The following is an 18,354-nucleotide window of genomic DNA, read 5'->3' on the forward strand; positions in this document are numbered from 1 at the left end:
AGCTTGCTCGCGATGAGGCCATCAGCTTCAACATCTATGTTGCCTGATATACCGCCATCGCGAGCAAGCTCGCTCCCACAGGGTTTGGGGGTGTGCCGGCTGATCAGGTGCGGAACCTGCGCACCAGCCCGTCCAGCTCGTTCGACAGCCCGGCCAGGCTCTGGGAGTCCAGGCGTGCCGAGTTGGCCAGTTCCGCCACCAGTTGCGCATCGCCATGGATCTGACTGATGTGCCGGTTGATGTCTTCGGCTACTTGATGCTGTTGTTCCGCCGCCGTGGCGATCTGGGTGTTCATGTCGCGGATCACGTCAACCGACTCGCGAATCTGCCCGAAGCTGTTGCGCGCCTCACCGATGCGCGTCACCGATTGCTGGGACACTTCCAGGCTGGCGTGCATCTGTTGGGTCACCTGGCTGGTTCGTTTGGCCAGGTTGCCCAGCAGCCCGTCGATTTCCGCCGTGGAGTCGGCCGTGCGCTTGGCCAGGGCCCGCACTTCGTCGGCCACCACGGCAAAGCCGCGTCCCTGTTCACCGGCCCGTGCCGCTTCGATCGCGGCGTTCAGGGCCAACAGGTTGGTCTGTTCGGCGATCGAACGGATGGTCCCGAGGATCGACTGAATGTCGTTGCTGTCGCGCTCCAGCTGTTGCATCGACTGGGCCGACTGTTCGATTTCCTGGCTCAGGCGATCAACGCTGTTCACCGCCGCATCGATCTGTTGCTGACCTTCGCGCGCCTGGCGCTGGCCACTGTCGGCGGATTCCGCCGCCTGGCTGCAGGAGCGTGCGACTTCGTTGGCGGTGGCGACCATTTCGTGGAACGCCGTGGAGACCATGTCCACCGCTTCACGCTGGCGTCCGGCGGCTTCGGCCATGTCGCTGGAGACCTGGGTCGAACTCTTGGACGTGGCGAGGATCTTGCCCGCTGCGCCGCCGATGTTCTGGATCAGGTTGCGAATCGCGGTCAGGAACTGGTTGAACCAGTTGGCCAGTTGCGCGGTTTCGTCGTTGCCACGGATTTGCAGGTTCTGGGTCAGGTCGCCTTCGCCCTGGGCGATGCCTTCCAGACCGCTGGCCACACTGCGGATCGGACGCACGATGAGGCTGGCAAAACTGGCGCCGACGATGGCGAAGATGACGGCCAGGACGGCGGCGATGATGGCGATCAACCAGGTCAACTGGGTCGCGGAGCTCATCACGTCGTTCTGTTTGATCAGGCCGATGAAGGTCCAGCCCAGTTGCTCCGACGGCCAGACGTTGGCCATGTAGCGCTCGCCGTTCAACTCCACTTCCACCAGGCCCTTGCCGGCCTTGGCCAGTTGCGCGTAGCCCTCGCCCAGGCTGTTCAGCGGTTTGAAGTTGTGTTCCGGTTGTTTCGGATCCACCAGGACCGTGCCGGTGTTTTCCAGCAGCATCAGGTAGCCGGTTTCACCGAGCTTGATCTGTTTGACGATTTCGGTGAGCTGCTTGAGCGTCACGTCGATGCTGACCACGCCGCCGTTGGTGCCCAGCTTGTTGTCGATGGTGCGCACGGTGCTGACGTAGGTCGCGTCGTCCTGGGCCCAGTAGTAGGCCTCGGTGCGGAACGGCTTGCCCGGTTTGGCCTGGGCGGCCTTGTACCAGGGACGCTGGCGCGGGTCGTAGTTGTTCAGCTTCGGATCATCCGGCCACGACACGTAGCCGCCCGCCGCCGTGCCGAGGATGGCATAGGCGTAGGACGGGTGGCTGTTGCCCAGGTCCTGGAGCAGGGTGAAGACTTTCTTGTCCATCTCGCCCTGGGGAACGCTCTCGGCGTTGGCAGCCATGTAAGTCTTGAGGCTGTCGTCGGAGTTTCGGATCAGCGGCTGCTTGGCCAGGTAATCGACGTTCTGGCTGATGCCGTCAAAGAACAATTGCATGGCGTTGCTGACCTGACGAATCTCTCGGGCACTGCCGTCGATAAATTCGTCTCTGGCATCACTGCGCAGGTTCAGCACAACGAGGGTGGCGACCAGCACCACGGGCAGGCAGGCGATGATTGCAAACGCCCAGGTCAACTTCTGTTTGATGTTCATCCGCGCTCCAGATTTTCTTGTAGGCCCACGCAGTGCAGATGACTCGCGGTTTATTGGCAGCCGTAATCGTTCTTGGTCAACCCGGGTCCTTGAGTGCGGCATCGCTTTTGTTGTGGCAGCGATTGTCGGACAAATCACTTTGTCACTAAGGACTTCGGCTGTTGTCGGAGGAAATTGAGGCCTGTTGGGAAAAATCCTACGGAAGGCCTGAGAAGTGGTGTCAGCTTCTGTCGCAATTGCCTTCAATGTCCTTGCACAACAAGTGACGCAGGCTCGGCTATGATCCGGAACGACCCGTGGCGGTCGTCGGTTATACCCGTTGAAATCGGCACATTGTGTGCTTGTTCAATGTTCATAAGTCGGCAACCCCTCCCCCCCGTGAGTGGATTGCCGTATAACGAATGACTTTCGCGTGTTTGGTAATAAAGGACCCACAATAAAAGCTGATGAAGACTCCAAAACGCATTGAACCCCTGATCGAGGACGGTCTGGTCGACGAGGTGCTGCGCCCACTCATGAGTGGTAAAGAAGCAGCTGTTTACGTGGTGCGCTGCGGTAACCAGTTACGTTGCGCGAAAGTCTACAAGGAGGCGAATAAACGCAGTTTCCGTCAGGCGGCCGAGTATCAGGAAGGCCGCAAGGTGCGCAACAGCCGTCAGGCCCGGGCGATGGCCAAGGGCTCCAAGTTTGGCCGCAAGGAAACCGAAGACGCCTGGCAGAACGCTGAAGTGGCGGCACTGTTCCGTCTGGCCAATGCCGGTGTGCGGGTGCCCAAGCCGTTCGACTTCCTCGAAGGCGTGCTGCTCATGGAGCTGGTGGCCGACGAGTACGGTGATGCCGCGCCGCGCCTGAACGATGTGGTGCTGGAACCGGACCAGGCACGGGAATATCACGCGTTCCTGATTTCGCAGATCGTGCTGATGCTGTGTACCGGTCTGGTGCACGGCGACCTGTCCGAGTTCAACGTGCTGCTGACGCCGACCGGCCCGGTGATCATCGACCTGCCTCAAGCGGTGGATGCGGCGGGCAACAACCACGCATTCAGCATGCTGGAGCGTGACGTGGGCAACATGGCCTCCTACTTCGGGCGGTTTGCGCCGGAATTGAAGAAGACCAAGTACGCCAAGGAAATGTGGGCCTTGTACGAGGCCGGCACCTTGCACCCGGCCAGCGTCCTGACCGGCGAATTCGCCGAATCGGAAGATCTGGCCGACGTGGGCGGCATCATGCGCGAAATCGAGGCTGCGCGCCTGGATGAAGAGCGCAAGCAAGCGGCACGCGCGGCGGACGATGCACCGCCGGGCAAGACCGAAGAGCCGCCTCCACCGTGGATGCAGTGATCGGCTAAAGAAAAACCCGGCTTCGGCCGGGTTTTTTTATGGGTTACAGATTCAATGTGACAGACACCATACCTGTGGGAGCGAGCTTGCTCGCGATGACGTCCGCACATCCAGTATTGATGTATCAGATACACCGCTATCGCGAGCAAGCTCGCTCCCACAGGGTTTTGCGGTGCCTTGCAATCACGCTCGGGTCGGAGTGGCACAACACCCCGACTCAAGGTTTTTCAGGATCGGGCAATCCGGCCGATGATCGCCATGGCAGTGCTCAACCAGATCCTGCAACGTATCGCGCAATTGCCCCAGTTCACGGATCTTCCGGTTCAGCTCATCGATATGCTGACGGGCCAAAGCCTTCACATCGGCGCTGGCGCGCTGGCGGTCTTGCCAGAGGGTCAGCAACTTGCCGACTTCCTCCAGGGAAAACCCCAGGTCCCGCGAGCGCTTGATGAACGCCAGCGTGTGCAGGTCGTCATCGCCATACACCCGATAACCGCTGTCGGTGCGATGGGCCGCCTTGAGCAGGCCGATGGATTCGTAATAACGGATCATCTTTGCGCTCAGGCCGCTGTGGCGGGCCGCTTGGCCGATGTTCATCGGTTGTCCTCCAGATCCTTGGGTTTCCAGGTTTTCAACAGTAGCGCATTGCTTACCACGCTGACGCTCGACAAGGCCATGGCCGCACCGGCCAGCACTGGGTTGAGCACGCCAAACACCGCCAGCGGAATGCCGATCAGGTTGTAGACAAAAGCCCAGAACAGGTTCTGCCTAATCTTGGCGTAGGTCTTGCGACTGATCTCCAATGCGGCCGGTACCAGCCGCGGATCGCCACGCATCAGGGTGATGCCGGCCGCGTGCATGGCGACGTCGGTGCCGCCACCCATGGCGATGCCGATGTCGGCGGCGGCCAGTGCCGGGGCGTCATTGATGCCGTCGCCGACCATCGCCACCACGCCGGTTTCTTTCAGTGCGGCGACCGTCGCGGCTTTGTCCGCCGGCAACACTTCGGCATGCACGTCCTGGATGCCCAACGCCTCGGCCACCACCTTGGCGCTACCGCGATTGTCGCCGGTCAGCAGGTGGCTGCTGATGTTCCGTGCGCTCAGTTGCTGCACCGCTTGCAGCGCGCCGGGTTTGAGGGTGTCACCGAAGGCGAACAGGCCCAGCACCTGGGGATCGGGGGACTGTTCGATCAGCCAGGACAAGGTCCGGCCTTCTTGTTCCCACGCGATCGCCGAGTCTGCCAACGGTCCGGCGCTCAAGCCACTGTCCTCCAGCAGGCGACGATTGCCCAGGGCCAGGCGACGCCCCTCCAGTGTGCCGGCAATGCCGCGGCCGGTCAGGGACTGGCTGTCGCTGACGTCGGCCACCTTCAAGTGGCGTTCGGCACAGGCATCCAGAACAGCCTTGGCCAGCGGATGCTCACTGCCGCGTTGCAGGGCGCCGGCCCGTTGCAGCAGGCTCGCTTCATTGCCGTCGATGGCACTCAGATGAGCAATGCGCGGGGCGCCGGAGGTCAGGGTGCCGGTCTTGTCGAATACCACCGCGCTGACCTCATGGGCACGCTCCAGGGCTTCAGCGTCCTTGATCAGAATCCCGTAGCGTGCCGCCACGCCGGTGCCGGCCATGATCGCCGTCGGCGTCGCCAGGCCCAGTGCGCAAGGGCAGGCGATCACCAGCACCGCCACGGCGTTGATCAGCGCGGTTTCCATCGGCGCGCCATACAGCAGCCACCCGATCAAAGTCGCCAAGGCAATCACCAGCACGGTGGGCACGAATACCTGGCTGACTTTATCCACCAGTTTCTGGATCGGCGCCTTTGCGGCCTGGGCGTCTTCCACCAGGCGGATGATCCGGGCCAGTACGGTTTCCGCACCGAGGGCCTGGGTACGCACCAGCAACCGGCCTTCACCGTTGATCGCGCCGCCCGTGACTTTATCGCCGGGCTGTTTGGGCACCGGCAGGCTCTCGCCACTGATCAGGGCTTCGTCGGCGTGGCTCTGGCCTTCGACCACTTCGCCATCGACCGGGAAACGTTCGCCGGGTTTGACCATCACCAGGTCATTGAGGCGCAGGGCGCTGATGGCGACTTCCTGCTCGCGGCCATCGAGCACCTGAATCGCCCGTTCCGGGCGCAAGGCCTCGAGGGCGCGGATGGCGCTGGCGGTCTGGCGCTTGGCACGGCTTTCCAGGTACTTGCCCAGCAATACCAGGGCAATCACCACCGCCGAGGCTTCGAAATACAGGTGCGGCATGCGCCCGGCGGCGGTGGCCCATTCATACACACTCAAGCCATAACCGGCGCTGGTGCCCAGGGCCACCAGCAAATCCATGTTGCCGGCCCCGGCGCGTACGGCTTTCCAGGCAGCGATGTAAAACCGTGCGCCGAAGATGAATTGCACCGGCGTGGCCAAGGCGAATTGCGCCCAGGCCGGGAGCATCCAGTGCACGCCGAACGGTTGCAGCAGCATCGGCAAGACCAGCGGCAAGGCGAGGGCGATGGCCATGATCAAGGCCAGGCGTTCGCGATGCAGGCGCTGTTGTTGATTGTCGGTCGGCGGGTGTTCGGCTTCCCATACGCTGGCGGCGTAACCGGCCTTGGTCACGGCCGCGATCAGGGTTTGCGGATCGACCTGGCCGAGCAGTTCAAGGTGGGCGCGTTCATTGGCCAGGTTGACGCTGACGCTTTTCACGCCGGCCACCTTGCCCAGCGCCCGCTCGACCCGACCGACGCAGGATGCGCAAGTCATGCCGTCGATGCTCAGCTCCAGGCTTTGCTGCGGCACGCTGTAGCCGGCCTTGGCCACGGCATCCATCAGGGCCGGCAGGCTGTCGCTGGGTGCCTGGACCCGAGCCTGTTCAGTGGCGAGGTTGACGCTGACGGCACTGGCGCCAATGACTTTGCTCAAGGCGCGCTCGACACGCCCGGCGCAACTGGCGCAGGTCATGCCGGCAATCGGCAGGTCGAACGTGGTGGATTCGGACATCGGTCGCACTCCCTGTAGTAGATGACCACAGGATCAACCTTGCCATGCTGGCAAGGTCAAGTGTCAATCTTAGACGTGCCACTGATTGAATGTGGGAGCGGGCTTGCTCGCGAAGGCGTCGTGTCAGTCGACATCAATGTTGCATGACACACCGCTTTCGCGAGCAAGCTCGCTCCCACAAGGGTTGTGGGTCAGTAGCCGAGTCCGGCGCGCTTGAGGTACATCCCTTCCTGTGTCATCGCGATCCGGTACTTGAGGACATCGCCGGCCTTGAGCTGGATGTCCTGCGACCCCGGCGCGAGCATGCCCGGATTGCAACCCGGCATCTGCCCCGGGAGTAACTTGAGGCGCAGCGAGACGATGCCGGGCGGCAGGTTGAACGAGGTGCTCTGCTCCTGAAACAGCCGTGCTGCCAATTGATCCTGGATATACACACCGATCTCGCAGCTGGTCGCGACTTCCAGGCGCTCGCGGGAAATGATCAGCACGCCATAATCCTGACCGGCAGCATTGACCGAAGGCACGGCGGCGAAAAGGCTGAGAAAGCCAAACAGGCTGAAAACTGACCAGCGCATGGCTGAATCTCCTGAGTTCGAGTCATTGATGGACGCAGCTTGGCCGAGCGTAGCGCCGATTGCCAGCCCGGCAGCTAACTTCAGAACTTGACCTTGCCATGGTGGCAAGCTCGAAACTGGACTCAACCCTCGGAAACGGAGTCATCCCATGCAAGTGTTCAACGTTGAAGGCATGTCTTGTGGCCACTGCGTCAAGGCCATCACTCAGGCCGTGCAGGCCAAGGACCCGGCAGCCAGTGTGCGGGTCGATCTGGCGGCTAAAGAAGTCGGTGTCGAAAGTGCGCTGACTGCCCAGCAAGTGATCGAGGCGATCAGCGAAGAGGGGTATGGCATCAAACTGGCCTGATTTTGATAGTTAGCGAGCTACCGGAATGTTCAAGGCGTCCATGCGCGGCTAGACTGTCGGGCTGCCGACCCCTGCCTCACTGGATGCCTGATGAACTTCCGTACCATTCTGATTCTCGGCGCCTTGAGCGCCTTCGGTCCGCTGGCGATCGATTTCTACCTGCCGGCCTTCCCGGCCATGGCGCTGGCTTTCGGGACTGACGAAAATCACGTCCAGATGACGTTGGCGGCCTACTTCCTCGGCTTGTCCATCGGTCAGTTGGCCTATGGCCCGGTGGCGGATCGTTTCGGGCGACGCATTCCGTTGCTCACCGGTGTCGGCCTGTTCACCGCTGCCTCGGTGGCGTGCGCCTATGCGCCGAATCTGGAGTGGCTGATCGGTGCACGTTTCGTCCAGGCATTGGGTGGCTGCGCGGGCATGGTGATTTCCCGGGCGGTGGTCAGCGACAAATGCGATGCGGTGGGCTCGGCGAAAGTCTTTTCACAGTTGATGCTGGTGATGGGGCTCGCGCCTATCCTCGCGCCCTTGCTGGGTGGGTTGCTGGTCAACACCACAGGCTGGCAGTCGATTTTCCTGGCCTTGACCGGGTTCAGTGCGTTGGCGGGGCTGGCGGTGGCCACGGGATTGCCGGAAAGCTTGCCGGCCCACATACCGCGCCAACCGTTGTCGGGTGCGCTGCGTCAGTACGGTCGGTTGCTGGCCGACCCGATATTTCTTGGCCACGCCTTGACCGGGGGCATCGCCATTGCCGGGATGTTTGCCTACATCGCCGGTTCACCCTTCATCATCATCAAGCTCTACGGCGTTCCGGCCGAGCATTTCGGCTGGTTGTTCGGCACCAATGCGGCGGGCTTCATTCTGGTGGCGCAGGTCAACGCGCGGCTGCTGGCCAAACGTGGCCCGACGTTCTTGCTGGCGCGCGCGGTGTGGGTTTATCTCGCGGCCGGTCTGACCCTGCTCGCTGTCAGCGCTCTGCACACGACCCAGCTGTGGCCGCTGCTGATTCCATTGTTCATCTGTATTTCCAGCCTCGGTTGCATCAGCCCCAACGCCGCTGCCTGCGCGATGAGCGGGCAGGGCGCACGGGCCGGCAGCGCGTCGGCGCTGCTCGGTTGCCTGCAGTTCAGCGTGGCGGCCGGTGCCTCCGCACTGGTGGGCGTTTTGCACGATGGCAGCGCCGTGCCGATGGCCATGGTCATCAGCCTGTGCGGAATTCTGGTGGTGAGCGCTGCGGTGCTCACCCGGCGTTTGCAAAATGCCCGGGCGCTGGCGCAAGCCCAGGTTTGAGGCCGGAATCAGCCGGCAGCACGCTGCGGGTGGAGGATGGGGATCTGGTGAGGGGCCTGGATGCGGGCTTCGAGGGTACGCGTGAAAGCGCGAGCTTCTGCTTCGCTGCGGAACGTCACCGCATGCTGGTCTAAGCGGACTTGCCACTGGGATTTTGCCAATTCTTTTATCAGGATCTTCACAGCGGATCACCTCTCGTAAAAGACGTTACGCAAAAGACTGCCTCGCAGGAGATTCGATTGTAGTCCTGAATACGAGCATCATTGTGACAAGGATCAACTGTCGGACTGACGGTTTGTAACTAAAAAAAACACGACTTTTCGAGGGCGTCCACAGCGTTTGTCTGCGACCGGGACGTTCCGGTCGCAGACGAAAAAACGCAGAAACGATGAAGTCGGAAAGGTTTTTTCCAGCGCTTCAAAACCCTTCCAGCACAATCTTGCCCTTGGCCTTGCCGCTTTCCAGCAGGGCATGGGCACGGCGTAAATTGGCCGCATTGATCGTGCCGAAGTGTTCGCCCACCGTGGTTTTCAGTGTCCCGGCATCGATCAGCCAGGCGACGCGATTGAGCAGGTTGTGCTGCTCGATCATGTCCGCGGTTTCAAACAGTGAGCGGGTGTACATGAACTCCCAGTGCAGTGACAGGCTCTTGCGCTTGAGCTTGGTCACGTCCAGCGACTTGGGGTCATCGATCAGTGCCAGCTTGCCTTGGGGCGCCAATGCCTCGACCAGTTGGTCCAGGTGCTGGTCGGTCTGGGTCAGGCTGGCGACGTGGGTGACCTGATCCACACCGGCCTTCTTGAGTGCTTCGCTCAGTGGCTGGCCATGGTCGATCACCAGATCGGCACCCAGCTCTTTCACCCAGCTTTGGGTTTGCGCACGCGAAGCGGTACCTATGACTTTCAGGGCCGTCAGCTGGTGAGCCAGCTGCGTGAGAATCGAGCCCACGCCACCTGCCGCGCCGACGATCAACAGGCTCTGGCCTTCGTCGGTTTTGCCTTCGCGCACTTGCAGGCGTTCGAACAACAGTTCCCACGCCGTGATCGCGGTCAGCGGCAGGGCGGCGGCCTCGGCGAAACCCAGGGTCTTGGGCATGTGGCCGACGATGCGTTCGTCCACCACATGCAACTCGCTGTTACCGCCCGCACGGGCGATGGAGCCAGCGTAAAACACCTTGTCGCCGACCGAGAACAGCGTCACCTCAGTGCCCACGGCCTTGACCACGCCAGCCACGTCCCAGCCCAGTACCTTGGCCGCACCGCCTTCCGGCTGGACGTTCTGGCGCACCTTGGTGTCCACCGGGTTGACCGAGATGGCTTTGACTTCCACCAGCAAGTCGCGAGGGCCGGCAACCGGCTCCGGCAGCTCGATGTCTTGCAGGGCTTTGTCATCACTGATCGGTAACGAGGCGTAGTAGGCAATGGCTTTCATGGACGACTCCTGAACACTAATAAAGAAGCGATTCGATGGGGTAGATGATTGGCTATTTCTCCGGAAGATAAAACCGGCTAAAAGAGCAGTCTCTTTCAATGTTTTTTTGATAATCGGTGCACTTGATGCTGCGTTTCGATGACTTGCAGTTGTTTGTCCGGGCGGCGGACCTGGGCAGTCTGTCCGCCGCGGCGCGGGGCATGGACATGTCGGCGGCGGTGGCCAGTGCAGCGCTCAAGCGCATTGAACAGCAACTGGGTGCCCGTCTATTGGCCCGTTCGACCCGCAGCTTGCGCCTGACCGCCGAGGGCGAGGGCTTTCTCGAATACGCCCGCGCGGCCTTGGGCAATCTCGACGAGGGCCGGCGATTACTGGCCAGCGGTCAGGACCAGGTCAGCGGGGTTCTGCAACTGTCGGCGCCGTCGGACTTTGGCCGCAACCTGCTGTTGCCCTGGCTTGACCAGTTTCAGCGCGAGCATCCGAAACTGACCGTACGCCTGCTGCTGGGGGATCGCATCGCCGACCTGTTCCGCCAGCCGGTAGACATTGCCTTGCGCTACGGTGAACCGGAGGACTCCAGCCTGGTGGCGCTGCCCATCGCCCCGCAGAACCGCCGGGTGTTGTGCGCCGCACCCGACTATCTGACTCGCCATGGCGAACCGCGGCATCTGGAGCAACTGGCACAGCACAATTGCCTGTTGTACATGCTCGGCAGTAGGGTCCACGATCACTGGAGTTTTCACGACGGCAAACGCGAAGTCAGCCTGACCGTCAGCGGCGATCGCTTCAGTGACGATGCCGATGTCGTTCGCCTTTGGGCCGTGGCCGGTGCCGGGATCGCCTACAAATCCTGGTTCGATGTCGCCGCCGATGTACTGGCCGGCCGCTTGAAGGTGCTGATGCCGGAACTGATCTGCGAGCGTGCACCGTTGAATCTGTTGTGCGCCCATCGCGCTCAATTGAGTAAGCCGGTGAACCTGCTGCGCGAAATGCTTGTCAGCCGATGCACCCTGTTGAGCAGTCAATTTCCGGGCTTTTCGGATATCGATCATTAGTCGTACGAAAAAAGAGAAATTTCCCTCAGGAACTATCACCACCTATGCCGGGCGGAGGACAGGATCCGCCGACCAACCCGCATATACTAGCGTCCTCATCATCTAAGTAGCGTCGATCCCCCAATGGCGGGTCCACGTTCGAGTCGGCCCGGCAGCACGGTCATCCTTCTGGACTTCGCGGCATCGGCCAGGCAGCGCTAATGGGTGAGCAAGGCGTTGCCGGACTCATGGCCGTTTCCACGGATTGGCCGACGACACATTACTGGTCAAGATGTATCTGGTCAGAAGACGAAACGATTCAACAGGGAGTGAATACATGGAACATGCACCTTGCATCAGCCAGATCGCCACATTGCTGGCTGACCCAAAGCGCAGCGCAATGATGTGGGCCTTGATGGATGGTTCGGCGCGAGCAACCGAAGAGTTGGCTTTGCTGGCGGGCCTGTCACCGTCTTCGGCCAGTGCACACCTGGGGCGTTTGTCCGCTGGAGGTCTGTTAAGGGTTGAAAGCCGCGGCCGCAAACGTTTCTTCCGCCTGGCTGCCCCCGAGGTCGGGGCGGCAATCGAAGCGCTGGCCAGCGCGACCTTCGCCAGCGCGCCCCAGGATATTCCGGAGGTGTTCAAGCGCAATGCGCCACTCGTCAAACCCCGGGCAGTGCGCTCGTCATTGCTGAGTGCCCGGCTGTGCGACGATCACTTGGGGGGGACCCTGTCCGCCGACCTGTATCAGCGATTGCTGGAAGCGGGCTGGATCGAACATTCGGATCAGCGGGTCACGGTCACGCTCAAGGGCGCGACGGAGTTGGCGGCACGGGGAGTGTTCATCCAGGCGCTGGCCCATCACAATGGCAGGGTTGCCTGCGCGTGCCCTGACTGGAGCGAAAGACGCCCGCACATGGGCGGCTCGCTGGGTGCGGCCTTGTTGCAGCTGTTCATGCAGTCGGGGTGGCTGAGCCTGCCCAACGATTCCCGAGCCTTGCAGGTGACGGCGTCAGGGCAACGGGAAATTCATCGCTTTGCCCTGGAAACCGAGCTGGAAATGGCACTGTAGGCGCCGGCTTGCCGGCGATGGCGGTGCCACATTCGCCATCATTGTTGAATGAGAGGGCGCCATCGCTGGCAAGCCAGCTCCTGCAGTTGGAGTTGCGGTGTTGCTCAGGGTTTCACCAACCGCGCATCGAGGCTGTTCTGCGCCAGGCGTCTGGCCTGGTCCTGGGTCATGCCCAGGTGGGTGTGCAGGGCATGGAAGTTCTCCGTGACATAACCGCCAAAGTACGCCGGGTCATCGGAGTTCACGGTCACTTTCACACCGCGTTCCAGCATGTCGAGAATGTTGTGCTGCGACATGTGATCGAACACGCACAGTTTGGTGTTCGACAGAGGGCACACGGTCAGCGGGATCTGCTCGTCAATGATCCGCTGCATCAGGCGTTCGTCTTCGATGGCGCGCACGCCATGGTCGATGCGCTGGATTTTCAGCAGGTCGATGGCTTCCCAGATGTACTCGGGCGGGCCTTCTTCACCGGCGTGGGCGACGGTCAGGAAGCCTTCGTGACGGGCACGGTCGAACACGCGCTGGAACTTGCTCGGCGGGTGGCCCATCTCGGAGCTGTCCAGGCCCACGGCGACGAACGCATCGCGGAACGGCAGCGCCTGATCGAGGGTTTTCTGCGCTTCGTCTTCGCTCAGATGGCGCAGGAAGCTCAGGATCAAACCGCTGGTGATACCCAGTTGCTGCTCGCCATCGTTCAGCGCGGCGGCGATGCCGTTGAGCACCACTTCGAACGGGATGCCACGGTCGGTGTGGGTCTGCGGGTCGAAGAACGGTTCGGTGTGAATCACGTTCTGTTCTTTGCAGCGCAGCAGGTATGCCCAGGTCAGGTCATAGAAGTCCTGGGAGGTGCGCAGCACATCGGCACCCCGGTAATACAGGTCGAGGAACTCCTGCAGGTTGTTGAAGGCATACGCCTTGCGCAAGGTTTCGACGTCGCTCCATGGCAAGGCAATCTTGTTGCGTTCGGCCAGGGCGAACAACAGCTCGGGTTCCAGCGAGCCTTCCAGGTGCAGGTGCAATTCTGCCTTGGGCAGGGCGTTCAGCCAGTCATACATGATTCTTTTCTCATCAGGTGCAATGGTCGCCATTCTACAGAGGGTTGCCGCAACAATTGGTAAAACCTGACCAGGCGGTTCATCACAATGCTGCCTGTTCCCGTCGATAGGCGTAGGTATCGGCGAAGCGCGAGAGCAGGAACCCGGCGCAGGTGGTGGCCGGGTATTTCGCCGGGTGCAGTGCATCCTGACAACCGGGCAGGCATTCGATGCGGGTATCCGGGTGCGGCTCGGCGAAGAACGGCATCGAATAACGATCCACGCCGAGCGGGCTGATCACCCGGTGCGGCGTCGACAGGTAACGGTCGTTGCTCCAGCGCGCCATCATGTCGCCGAGGTTGACCACGAACGTACCGTCGATGGGGGGCGCGTCGATCCATTCGCCTTTGACGTTGCGTACCTGCAACCCACCGGCGGCGTCCTGATAGAGCAGGGTGATGCAGCCGTAGTCGGTATGGGCGCCGGCGCCTTGCTGCTCGATGGAGCTGGCCGTGTGACGCGGCGGGTAATGGATCATCCGCAACACACTGACCGGGTCATGGAAGCGAGTGTCGAAGAAATCGCGCTCAATCCCCAGCGCAATGGTCATTGCCCGCAACAGCGTTTGTGCGAGGGCCTGCATGTCGACGTAGTGTTGCTCCATCAGCGCTTCCCAACCCGGCAGGGACGGATGGCGATTGGGGCCACGCAAGGGTTTTTCCGCCAGTACATCAGGGTGCCCGGCCGGCAGGTGCAGGCCCATGTCAAAGGTTTCCTTGAGGTCGCTGGGTTTGTTCGGGTCCAACTGTTCGGTGGCGATGGCGCCGTAGCCGCGATGGTGACGGCTCTGGGTGATGTCGATCTTGAGTTTTTCGGCGGTGGGTTGGGCGAAGAAGCGTTTGGCGTGGTCGAGCAGGGCGTCGATGCGCGCGGCGCTGATGGGATGGCCCTTGATGTAGAAGAACCCCCACTCGCGGCAGGCGTGGTCGATGTGTGCGGCCACGGCTGGCCAGGCGTTCTGGTCGTCGTTGTAGAGCGGGGCGATGTCGATGATGGGAAGGTGGTTCATGCGCAGTCCTTGAAAACGCTGAATTTCCAATGTAGGAGCTGCCGCAGGCTGCGATCTTTTAAAAGCAAGATCAAAAGATCGCAGCCTGCGGCAGCTCCTACAGGGGATGTGGGTTACTTCGGTATTTCGGCCTTCATGCCTTCCACGTAGTAATTCATCGACGCCAGTTCCGCCGTGGTCGCGCTCACGCCCGCCGGGATTTTTTCGACGCCGGCCTGATCCTTGATCGGCCCGGTGAACGGCTGCAGCGTACCGCTCTTGATATTGGCGATGAGCTGTTCGGCTTCACTTTTCACCGCTGCCGGCACCAGGTCGCTGATCGGCAGCTCAACCGTGCCCTCTTTCAAGCCGCCCCAGTAATCCTGGGACTTCCAGTCATGGTCGATCAGGCTTTGGGCCGCCTGAATGTAGTGCGGACCCCAGTCGTTGACGATGGAGGTCAGCACCGCCTTCGGCCCGAAGTGCGCCATGTCCGAAGCGTAGCCCACCGCATACACGCCGCGACGTTCAGCGGCCTGGATGGGCGCCGGGCTGTCGGTGTGCTGGAACACCACGTCCACGCCCTGGTCGATCAGCGCGTTGGCGGCATCCGCTTCCTTGCCCGGATCGAACCAGGAGTTGACCCACACCACCTTGATCTCAGTGCCAGGGTTGTACTTGTTCAGGGCCAGCTGGATGGCGTTGATGTCGCGGATCACCTCCGGGATCGGGAACGAGGCGACGTAGCCGATCTTCCTGGTTTTGGTCATCTTCGCCGCGAGGAAGCCGCCGACGTAGCGACCTTCATAGGTGCGCGCCAGGTAGGTGCCGAGGTTCTTGTCCTGCTTGTAGCCGGTGGCGTGCTCGAAGGTCACCTGGGGAAACTGCTTGGCGACTTTCACGGTCGGGTTCATGTAGCCGAAGGACGTGGTGAAGATCAGGTCGTATTTGTCCTTGGCCATGTTGCGGATCACCCGCTCGGCGTCGGCCCCTTCGGCGACGTTCTCCACGTAGTTGGTGGTGATCTGCGGGCCGAATTTTTCCACGAGCTCCTTGCGTCCCTGTTCATGCTGATACGTCCAGCCGTGGTCGCCGATCGGGCCGATGTAAACGAAGCCGACTTTCAGCGGGTCGTTGGCGCTGGCACTCAGGCTGGCGCCCAGGCCGATGGCGGCGGTAACGGCGCAAAGCAGCTTCTTCAACGGACGGTTGTGCATGAACTGGAGCTCCATTTTGTTCTGTGGTTGGCAGGGGCAATGCAAATGGCTGACCAACCGGACAACAAAACCAAAAGATCGCAGCCTTCGGCAGCTCCTGCATGGCTTCGCGTAGCTCTGTAGGAGCTGCCGAAGGCTGCGATCTTTTTCAACACCAGAACCAACGCGGTGCATCTGACCAAACTCACGCCATCCACTGGTGCGCTAAGGTAAAACGAAACGTTAACGCCACCCCGCAGTCAGTAGCTCATCGGCACCACTCGGCAAAAAGGCCCGCCATGCTCACCACCCTCAAGCAAGAAGGTTTCCTGCTGTTGGCGTTGATCGCCGCATGTGTGGCCTATCCGCTGGAGCAATGGATGCTGCACAGCGGCCAGGTCATCGCATTGATCAGCGGGTTGGTGCTGATCGCCTTCATCGTCGCCGCCTCCATGCGCGTTGCCCATCAGGCCGAATTGCTGGCGGAGAAGGTCGGTGATCCCTACGGCACGATGATCCTGACCCTGGCCGCCGTGCTGGTGGAAGTGGTGATCCTGGCGATCATGATGAGCAACGAAGCCTCGGCCACGCTGGTGCGCGATACGATCTACTCGGCGGTGATGCTCGACATCAATGGCATCCTGGGCCTCGCGGCGTTGATGGGCGGGCTCAAGCATGGCGAACAGTCCTATAACGACGATTCGGCGCGCAGTTACAGCGTGATGATTCTCACCGCCATGGGGGTCTCGATGGTGGTGCCGGAGTTCATTCCCGAAGCGCGATGGAAGCTCTATTCGGCCTTTACCATCGGCACGATGGTGGTGCTCTATGCCTTGTTCCTGCGCATGCAGGTCGGGCCGCACAGTTATTTTTTCAGCTACAGCTACCCGGACAAGCGTCGCCGGAAGGAGCCCGGCGCGGAGCCGCAGCCGGTCAATCTGGTGCTGAGTATCGGCATCTTGGTGTTCGGGGTGGTGGTGATTGGTGCACTGGCCGAAGTGATGTCCAGTACCCTCGATCTGGGGCTGGAAGGGACGGGGGCACCGCCGGTGATTACGGCGATCCTGGTGGCGGCGATCTCTGCGGCGCCGGAGATCTTGACCGCGTTGCGCGCGGCATTGGCCAACCGCATGCAGTCGGTGGTCAACATCGCCATGGGCGCGTCACTGTCGACGGTGATCCTGACGGTGCCGGTGATGGAGGCGATGGCGCTCTATACCGGCCAGCCATTCCAGATGGCCATGACCCCGGTGCAGACCGTGATGGTGTTTCTCACCCTGATCGTCAGCGCGATCAATCTCAATGACGGCGAAACCAACGCCATCGAAGGCATGACGCATTTTGTGTTGTTTGCGACGTTTATCATGTTGTCGCTGCTGGGACTCTAAGAGCACCGCAAAACCAATGTGGGAGCGGGCTTGCTCCGGGCGGCGTTCCGACGAAGGCGTCGTACCAGTCAATACTCATGTGACTGACACTCCGCCTTCGCGAGCAAGCCCGCTCCCACAGTGTTAATCGGTGTTGTGTCAGGTCCCTGCAATCAACTGTCGCGCCGCCTGGCTGTGATCGGCAATCAAGCCCTTCAGGTCCAGCCCCTCGACCTGCCCGTCAATCACCCGCCACTTGCCGCCGACCATCACCCGATCCGCGCGATCGGCGCCGCACAGCAGCAGGGCCGAGACCGGATCATGGCTACCGGAGAAGCGCAGTTCATCCAGCTTGAACAGCGCCAGGTCGGCCTGCTTGCCAACGGCCAGTTCACCGATATCGGTACGGCCCAACAGACTGGCCGAGCCTTTGGTCGCCCAGCCGAGCACGCGTTCCGGGGTGATCTTCTCGGCGCCGTAGCGCAGGCGCTGGATGTACAGGGCCTGGCGCGCTTCGAGCATCATGTTCGAGGCATCGTTGGAGGCCGAACCGTCCACGCCCAGCCCCAGCAGGGCGCCGGCGTCAGTCAATTCGATGCTCGGGCAGATGCCCGAGGCCAGGCGCATGTTCGAACTCGGGCAATGGCATATACCGGTCCCGGCGGCGCCGAGGCGGGCGATCTCGTCCGGGTTGAAGTGGATGCCATGGGCCAGCCAGGTACGCGGGCCGAGCCAGCCGACGCTGTCCAGATAGTCCACGGTACGCAGGCCGAAGCGTTGCAGGCAGAAATCTTCTTCGTCGAGGGTTTCTGCCAGGTGGGTGTGCAGGCGCACGTCGAGTTGGTTCGCCAGTTCGGCACTGGCCGACATGATTTCCGGGGTCACCGAGAACGGTGAGCACGGTGCCAGGGCGATCTGGATTTGCGCGCCGTCACCGCGTTCGTGGTACTCGGCGATCAGCCGCTGGCTGTCGGCGAGGATCACTTCGCCTTCCTGCACGGTCTGTTGCGGCGGCAGGCCACCGTCCTTTTCACCGAGGCTCATGGAGCCGCGGGTGAGCATGGCGCGCATGCCCAGTTCGCGAACGCTCTCGACTTGCACGTCGATGGCATTTTCCAGACCTTCCGGAAACAGGTAGTGATGGTCGGCGGCGGTGGTGCAGCCGGACAGCAGCAATTCGGCCAGTGCGACCTTGGTGGCGAGGGCGAGTTTTTCCGGGGTCAGGCGTGCCCAAACCGGGTACAGGGTTTTCAGCCACGGGAACAGCGGCTGATTGACCACCGGCGCCCAGGCGCGGGTCAGGGTTTGATAGAAGTGGTGATGGGTGTTGATCAGGCCCGGCAGGATCACATGCTCGCGGGCATCGAACACTTCATTGCACGGCGCGGAAGGTTGCTGGCCTGCGCCGAGCACTTCGACGATCAAACCGTCTTGCAGCACCAGGCCGCCACGGGCATCGAGACCGTTGGAGGTGAAAATGGCGAGGGGATTTTTTAACCAGGTACGGGTCGCAGGCATGTTGGCCGGCTCCTCTGAAAGTTGGGTTCAGGGTTGCCAGCTCAGTGTTGCCCTGTCTGCTGATCC

The 18,354-nt window shown here is 61.6% G+C and carries 15 protein-coding genes and 1 pseudogene; 6 read left to right on the forward strand and 10 right to left on the reverse strand.

Annotation, left to right across the window (positions count from 1 at the left end; translation table 11 throughout):
- Nucleotides 1-103 precede the first annotated feature (103 nt).
- Complete coding sequence (locus AC07YV_RS27045) at nucleotides 104-871, reverse strand: methyl-accepting chemotaxis protein (RefSeq protein ID WP_371319548.1); 768 nt, start codon at nucleotides 869-871, stop codon at nucleotides 104-106.
- A 90-nt stretch (nucleotides 872-961) separates the two neighbouring features.
- Nucleotides 962-2,152: pseudogene (locus AC07YV_RS27050) on the reverse strand (cache domain-containing protein); the annotation flags it as partial.
- 344 nt (nucleotides 2,153-2,496) lie between these two features.
- Between AC07YV_RS27050 and AC07YV_RS27055 the strand changes: the two are divergent.
- A complete protein-coding gene (locus tag AC07YV_RS27055) occupies nucleotides 2,497-3,390 on the forward strand; it encodes a PA4780 family RIO1-like protein kinase (protein WP_102702250.1) in 894 nt (297 codons plus the stop codon).
- Between the two features lie 183 nt (nucleotides 3,391-3,573).
- On the opposite strand, the gene cueR is transcribed toward AC07YV_RS27055, so the two are convergent.
- The 3 genes from cueR to AC07YV_RS27070 form a co-directional block, all read right to left on the reverse strand.
- Nucleotides 3,574-3,987 carry a Cu(I)-responsive transcriptional regulator gene (gene cueR, locus AC07YV_RS27060; RefSeq protein WP_102702251.1) on the reverse strand — a complete coding sequence of 138 codons (414 nt, stop codon included), beginning with the start codon at nucleotides 3,985-3,987 and terminating at the stop codon, nucleotides 3,574-3,576.
- Nucleotides 3,984-6,377 (reverse strand): heavy metal translocating P-type ATPase, encoded by a 2,394-nt coding sequence (locus AC07YV_RS27065; RefSeq protein ID WP_102702252.1) that lies wholly within the window; start codon nucleotides 6,375-6,377, stop codon nucleotides 3,984-3,986. The genes cueR and AC07YV_RS27065 overlap by 4 nt, the downstream gene beginning before the upstream one ends.
- Before the next feature lie 191 nt (nucleotides 6,378-6,568).
- Nucleotides 6,569-6,952, reverse strand: coding sequence for a hypothetical protein (locus AC07YV_RS27070; protein ID WP_102702253.1), 384 nt, complete (start codon nucleotides 6,950-6,952; stop codon nucleotides 6,569-6,571).
- A 148-nt stretch (nucleotides 6,953-7,100) separates the two neighbouring features.
- Here AC07YV_RS27070 and AC07YV_RS27075 point away from each other — a divergent pair, with 148 nt between their 5' ends.
- Together AC07YV_RS27075 and AC07YV_RS27080 are read left to right on the forward strand one after the other, a co-directional pair.
- The gene (locus tag AC07YV_RS27075; protein WP_102702254.1) at nucleotides 7,101-7,298 is read left to right on the forward strand and encodes a cation transporter; all 198 of its coding nucleotides are present in this window, start codon (nucleotides 7,101-7,103) and stop codon (nucleotides 7,296-7,298) included.
- 90 nt (nucleotides 7,299-7,388) lie between these two features.
- The gene (locus tag AC07YV_RS27080; RefSeq protein ID WP_102702255.1) at nucleotides 7,389-8,585 is read left to right on the forward strand and encodes a multidrug effflux MFS transporter; all 1,197 of its coding nucleotides are present in this window, start codon (nucleotides 7,389-7,391) and stop codon (nucleotides 8,583-8,585) included.
- Between the two features lie 417 nt (nucleotides 8,586-9,002).
- Here the strand turns inward: AC07YV_RS27080 and AC07YV_RS27085 are convergent, their stop codons facing one another.
- Nucleotides 9,003-10,016 (reverse strand): zinc-binding alcohol dehydrogenase family protein, encoded by a 1,014-nt coding sequence (locus AC07YV_RS27085; protein ID WP_102702256.1) that lies wholly within the window; start codon nucleotides 10,014-10,016, stop codon nucleotides 9,003-9,005.
- Between the two features lie 125 nt (nucleotides 10,017-10,141).
- Here AC07YV_RS27085 and vimR point away from each other — a divergent pair, with 125 nt between their 5' ends.
- Together vimR and AC07YV_RS27095 are read left to right on the forward strand one after the other, a co-directional pair.
- Entirely contained in the window at nucleotides 10,142-11,071 is a 930-nt protein-coding gene (gene vimR, locus AC07YV_RS27090; RefSeq protein ID WP_102702257.1) for a transcription regulator VimR, read from the forward strand.
- Nucleotides 11,072-11,387: 316 nt separating this feature from the next.
- Nucleotides 11,388-12,122 (forward strand): ArsR/SmtB family transcription factor, encoded by a 735-nt coding sequence (locus AC07YV_RS27095; RefSeq protein WP_102702258.1) that lies wholly within the window; start codon nucleotides 11,388-11,390, stop codon nucleotides 12,120-12,122.
- Nucleotides 12,123-12,226: 104 nt separating this feature from the next.
- Here the strand turns inward: AC07YV_RS27095 and AC07YV_RS27100 are convergent, their stop codons facing one another.
- From AC07YV_RS27100 to AC07YV_RS27110, 3 genes are all read right to left on the reverse strand, one after another.
- Entirely contained in the window at nucleotides 12,227-13,180 is a 954-nt protein-coding gene (locus AC07YV_RS27100) for an adenosine deaminase (protein ID WP_102702259.1), read from the reverse strand.
- A gap of 82 nt (nucleotides 13,181-13,262) precedes the next feature.
- The gene (locus tag AC07YV_RS27105) at nucleotides 13,263-14,228 is read right to left on the reverse strand and encodes an isopenicillin N synthase family dioxygenase (protein ID WP_102702260.1); all 966 of its coding nucleotides are present in this window, start codon (nucleotides 14,226-14,228) and stop codon (nucleotides 13,263-13,265) included.
- Nucleotides 14,229-14,341: 113 nt separating this feature from the next.
- Complete coding sequence (locus AC07YV_RS27110; RefSeq protein ID WP_102702261.1) at nucleotides 14,342-15,424, reverse strand: BMP family ABC transporter substrate-binding protein; 1,083 nt, start codon at nucleotides 15,422-15,424, stop codon at nucleotides 14,342-14,344.
- A 278-nt stretch (nucleotides 15,425-15,702) separates the two neighbouring features.
- Between AC07YV_RS27110 and AC07YV_RS27115 the strand changes: the two genes are divergently transcribed.
- On the forward strand, nucleotides 15,703-16,791 hold the full coding sequence (locus tag AC07YV_RS27115) for a calcium:cation antiporter (RefSeq protein ID WP_102702262.1): 1,089 nt from the start codon (nucleotides 15,703-15,705) through the stop codon (nucleotides 16,789-16,791).
- Between the two features lie 138 nt (nucleotides 16,792-16,929).
- Here AC07YV_RS27115 and AC07YV_RS27120 read toward each other — a convergent pair whose 3' ends face one another.
- Complete coding sequence (locus tag AC07YV_RS27120) at nucleotides 16,930-18,288, reverse strand: 8-oxoguanine deaminase (RefSeq protein WP_102702263.1); 1,359 nt, start codon at nucleotides 18,286-18,288, stop codon at nucleotides 16,930-16,932.
- Nucleotides 18,289-18,354 lie beyond the last annotated feature (66 nt).

This window comes from Pseudomonas sp. GW456-E7, assembly GCF_059424105.1.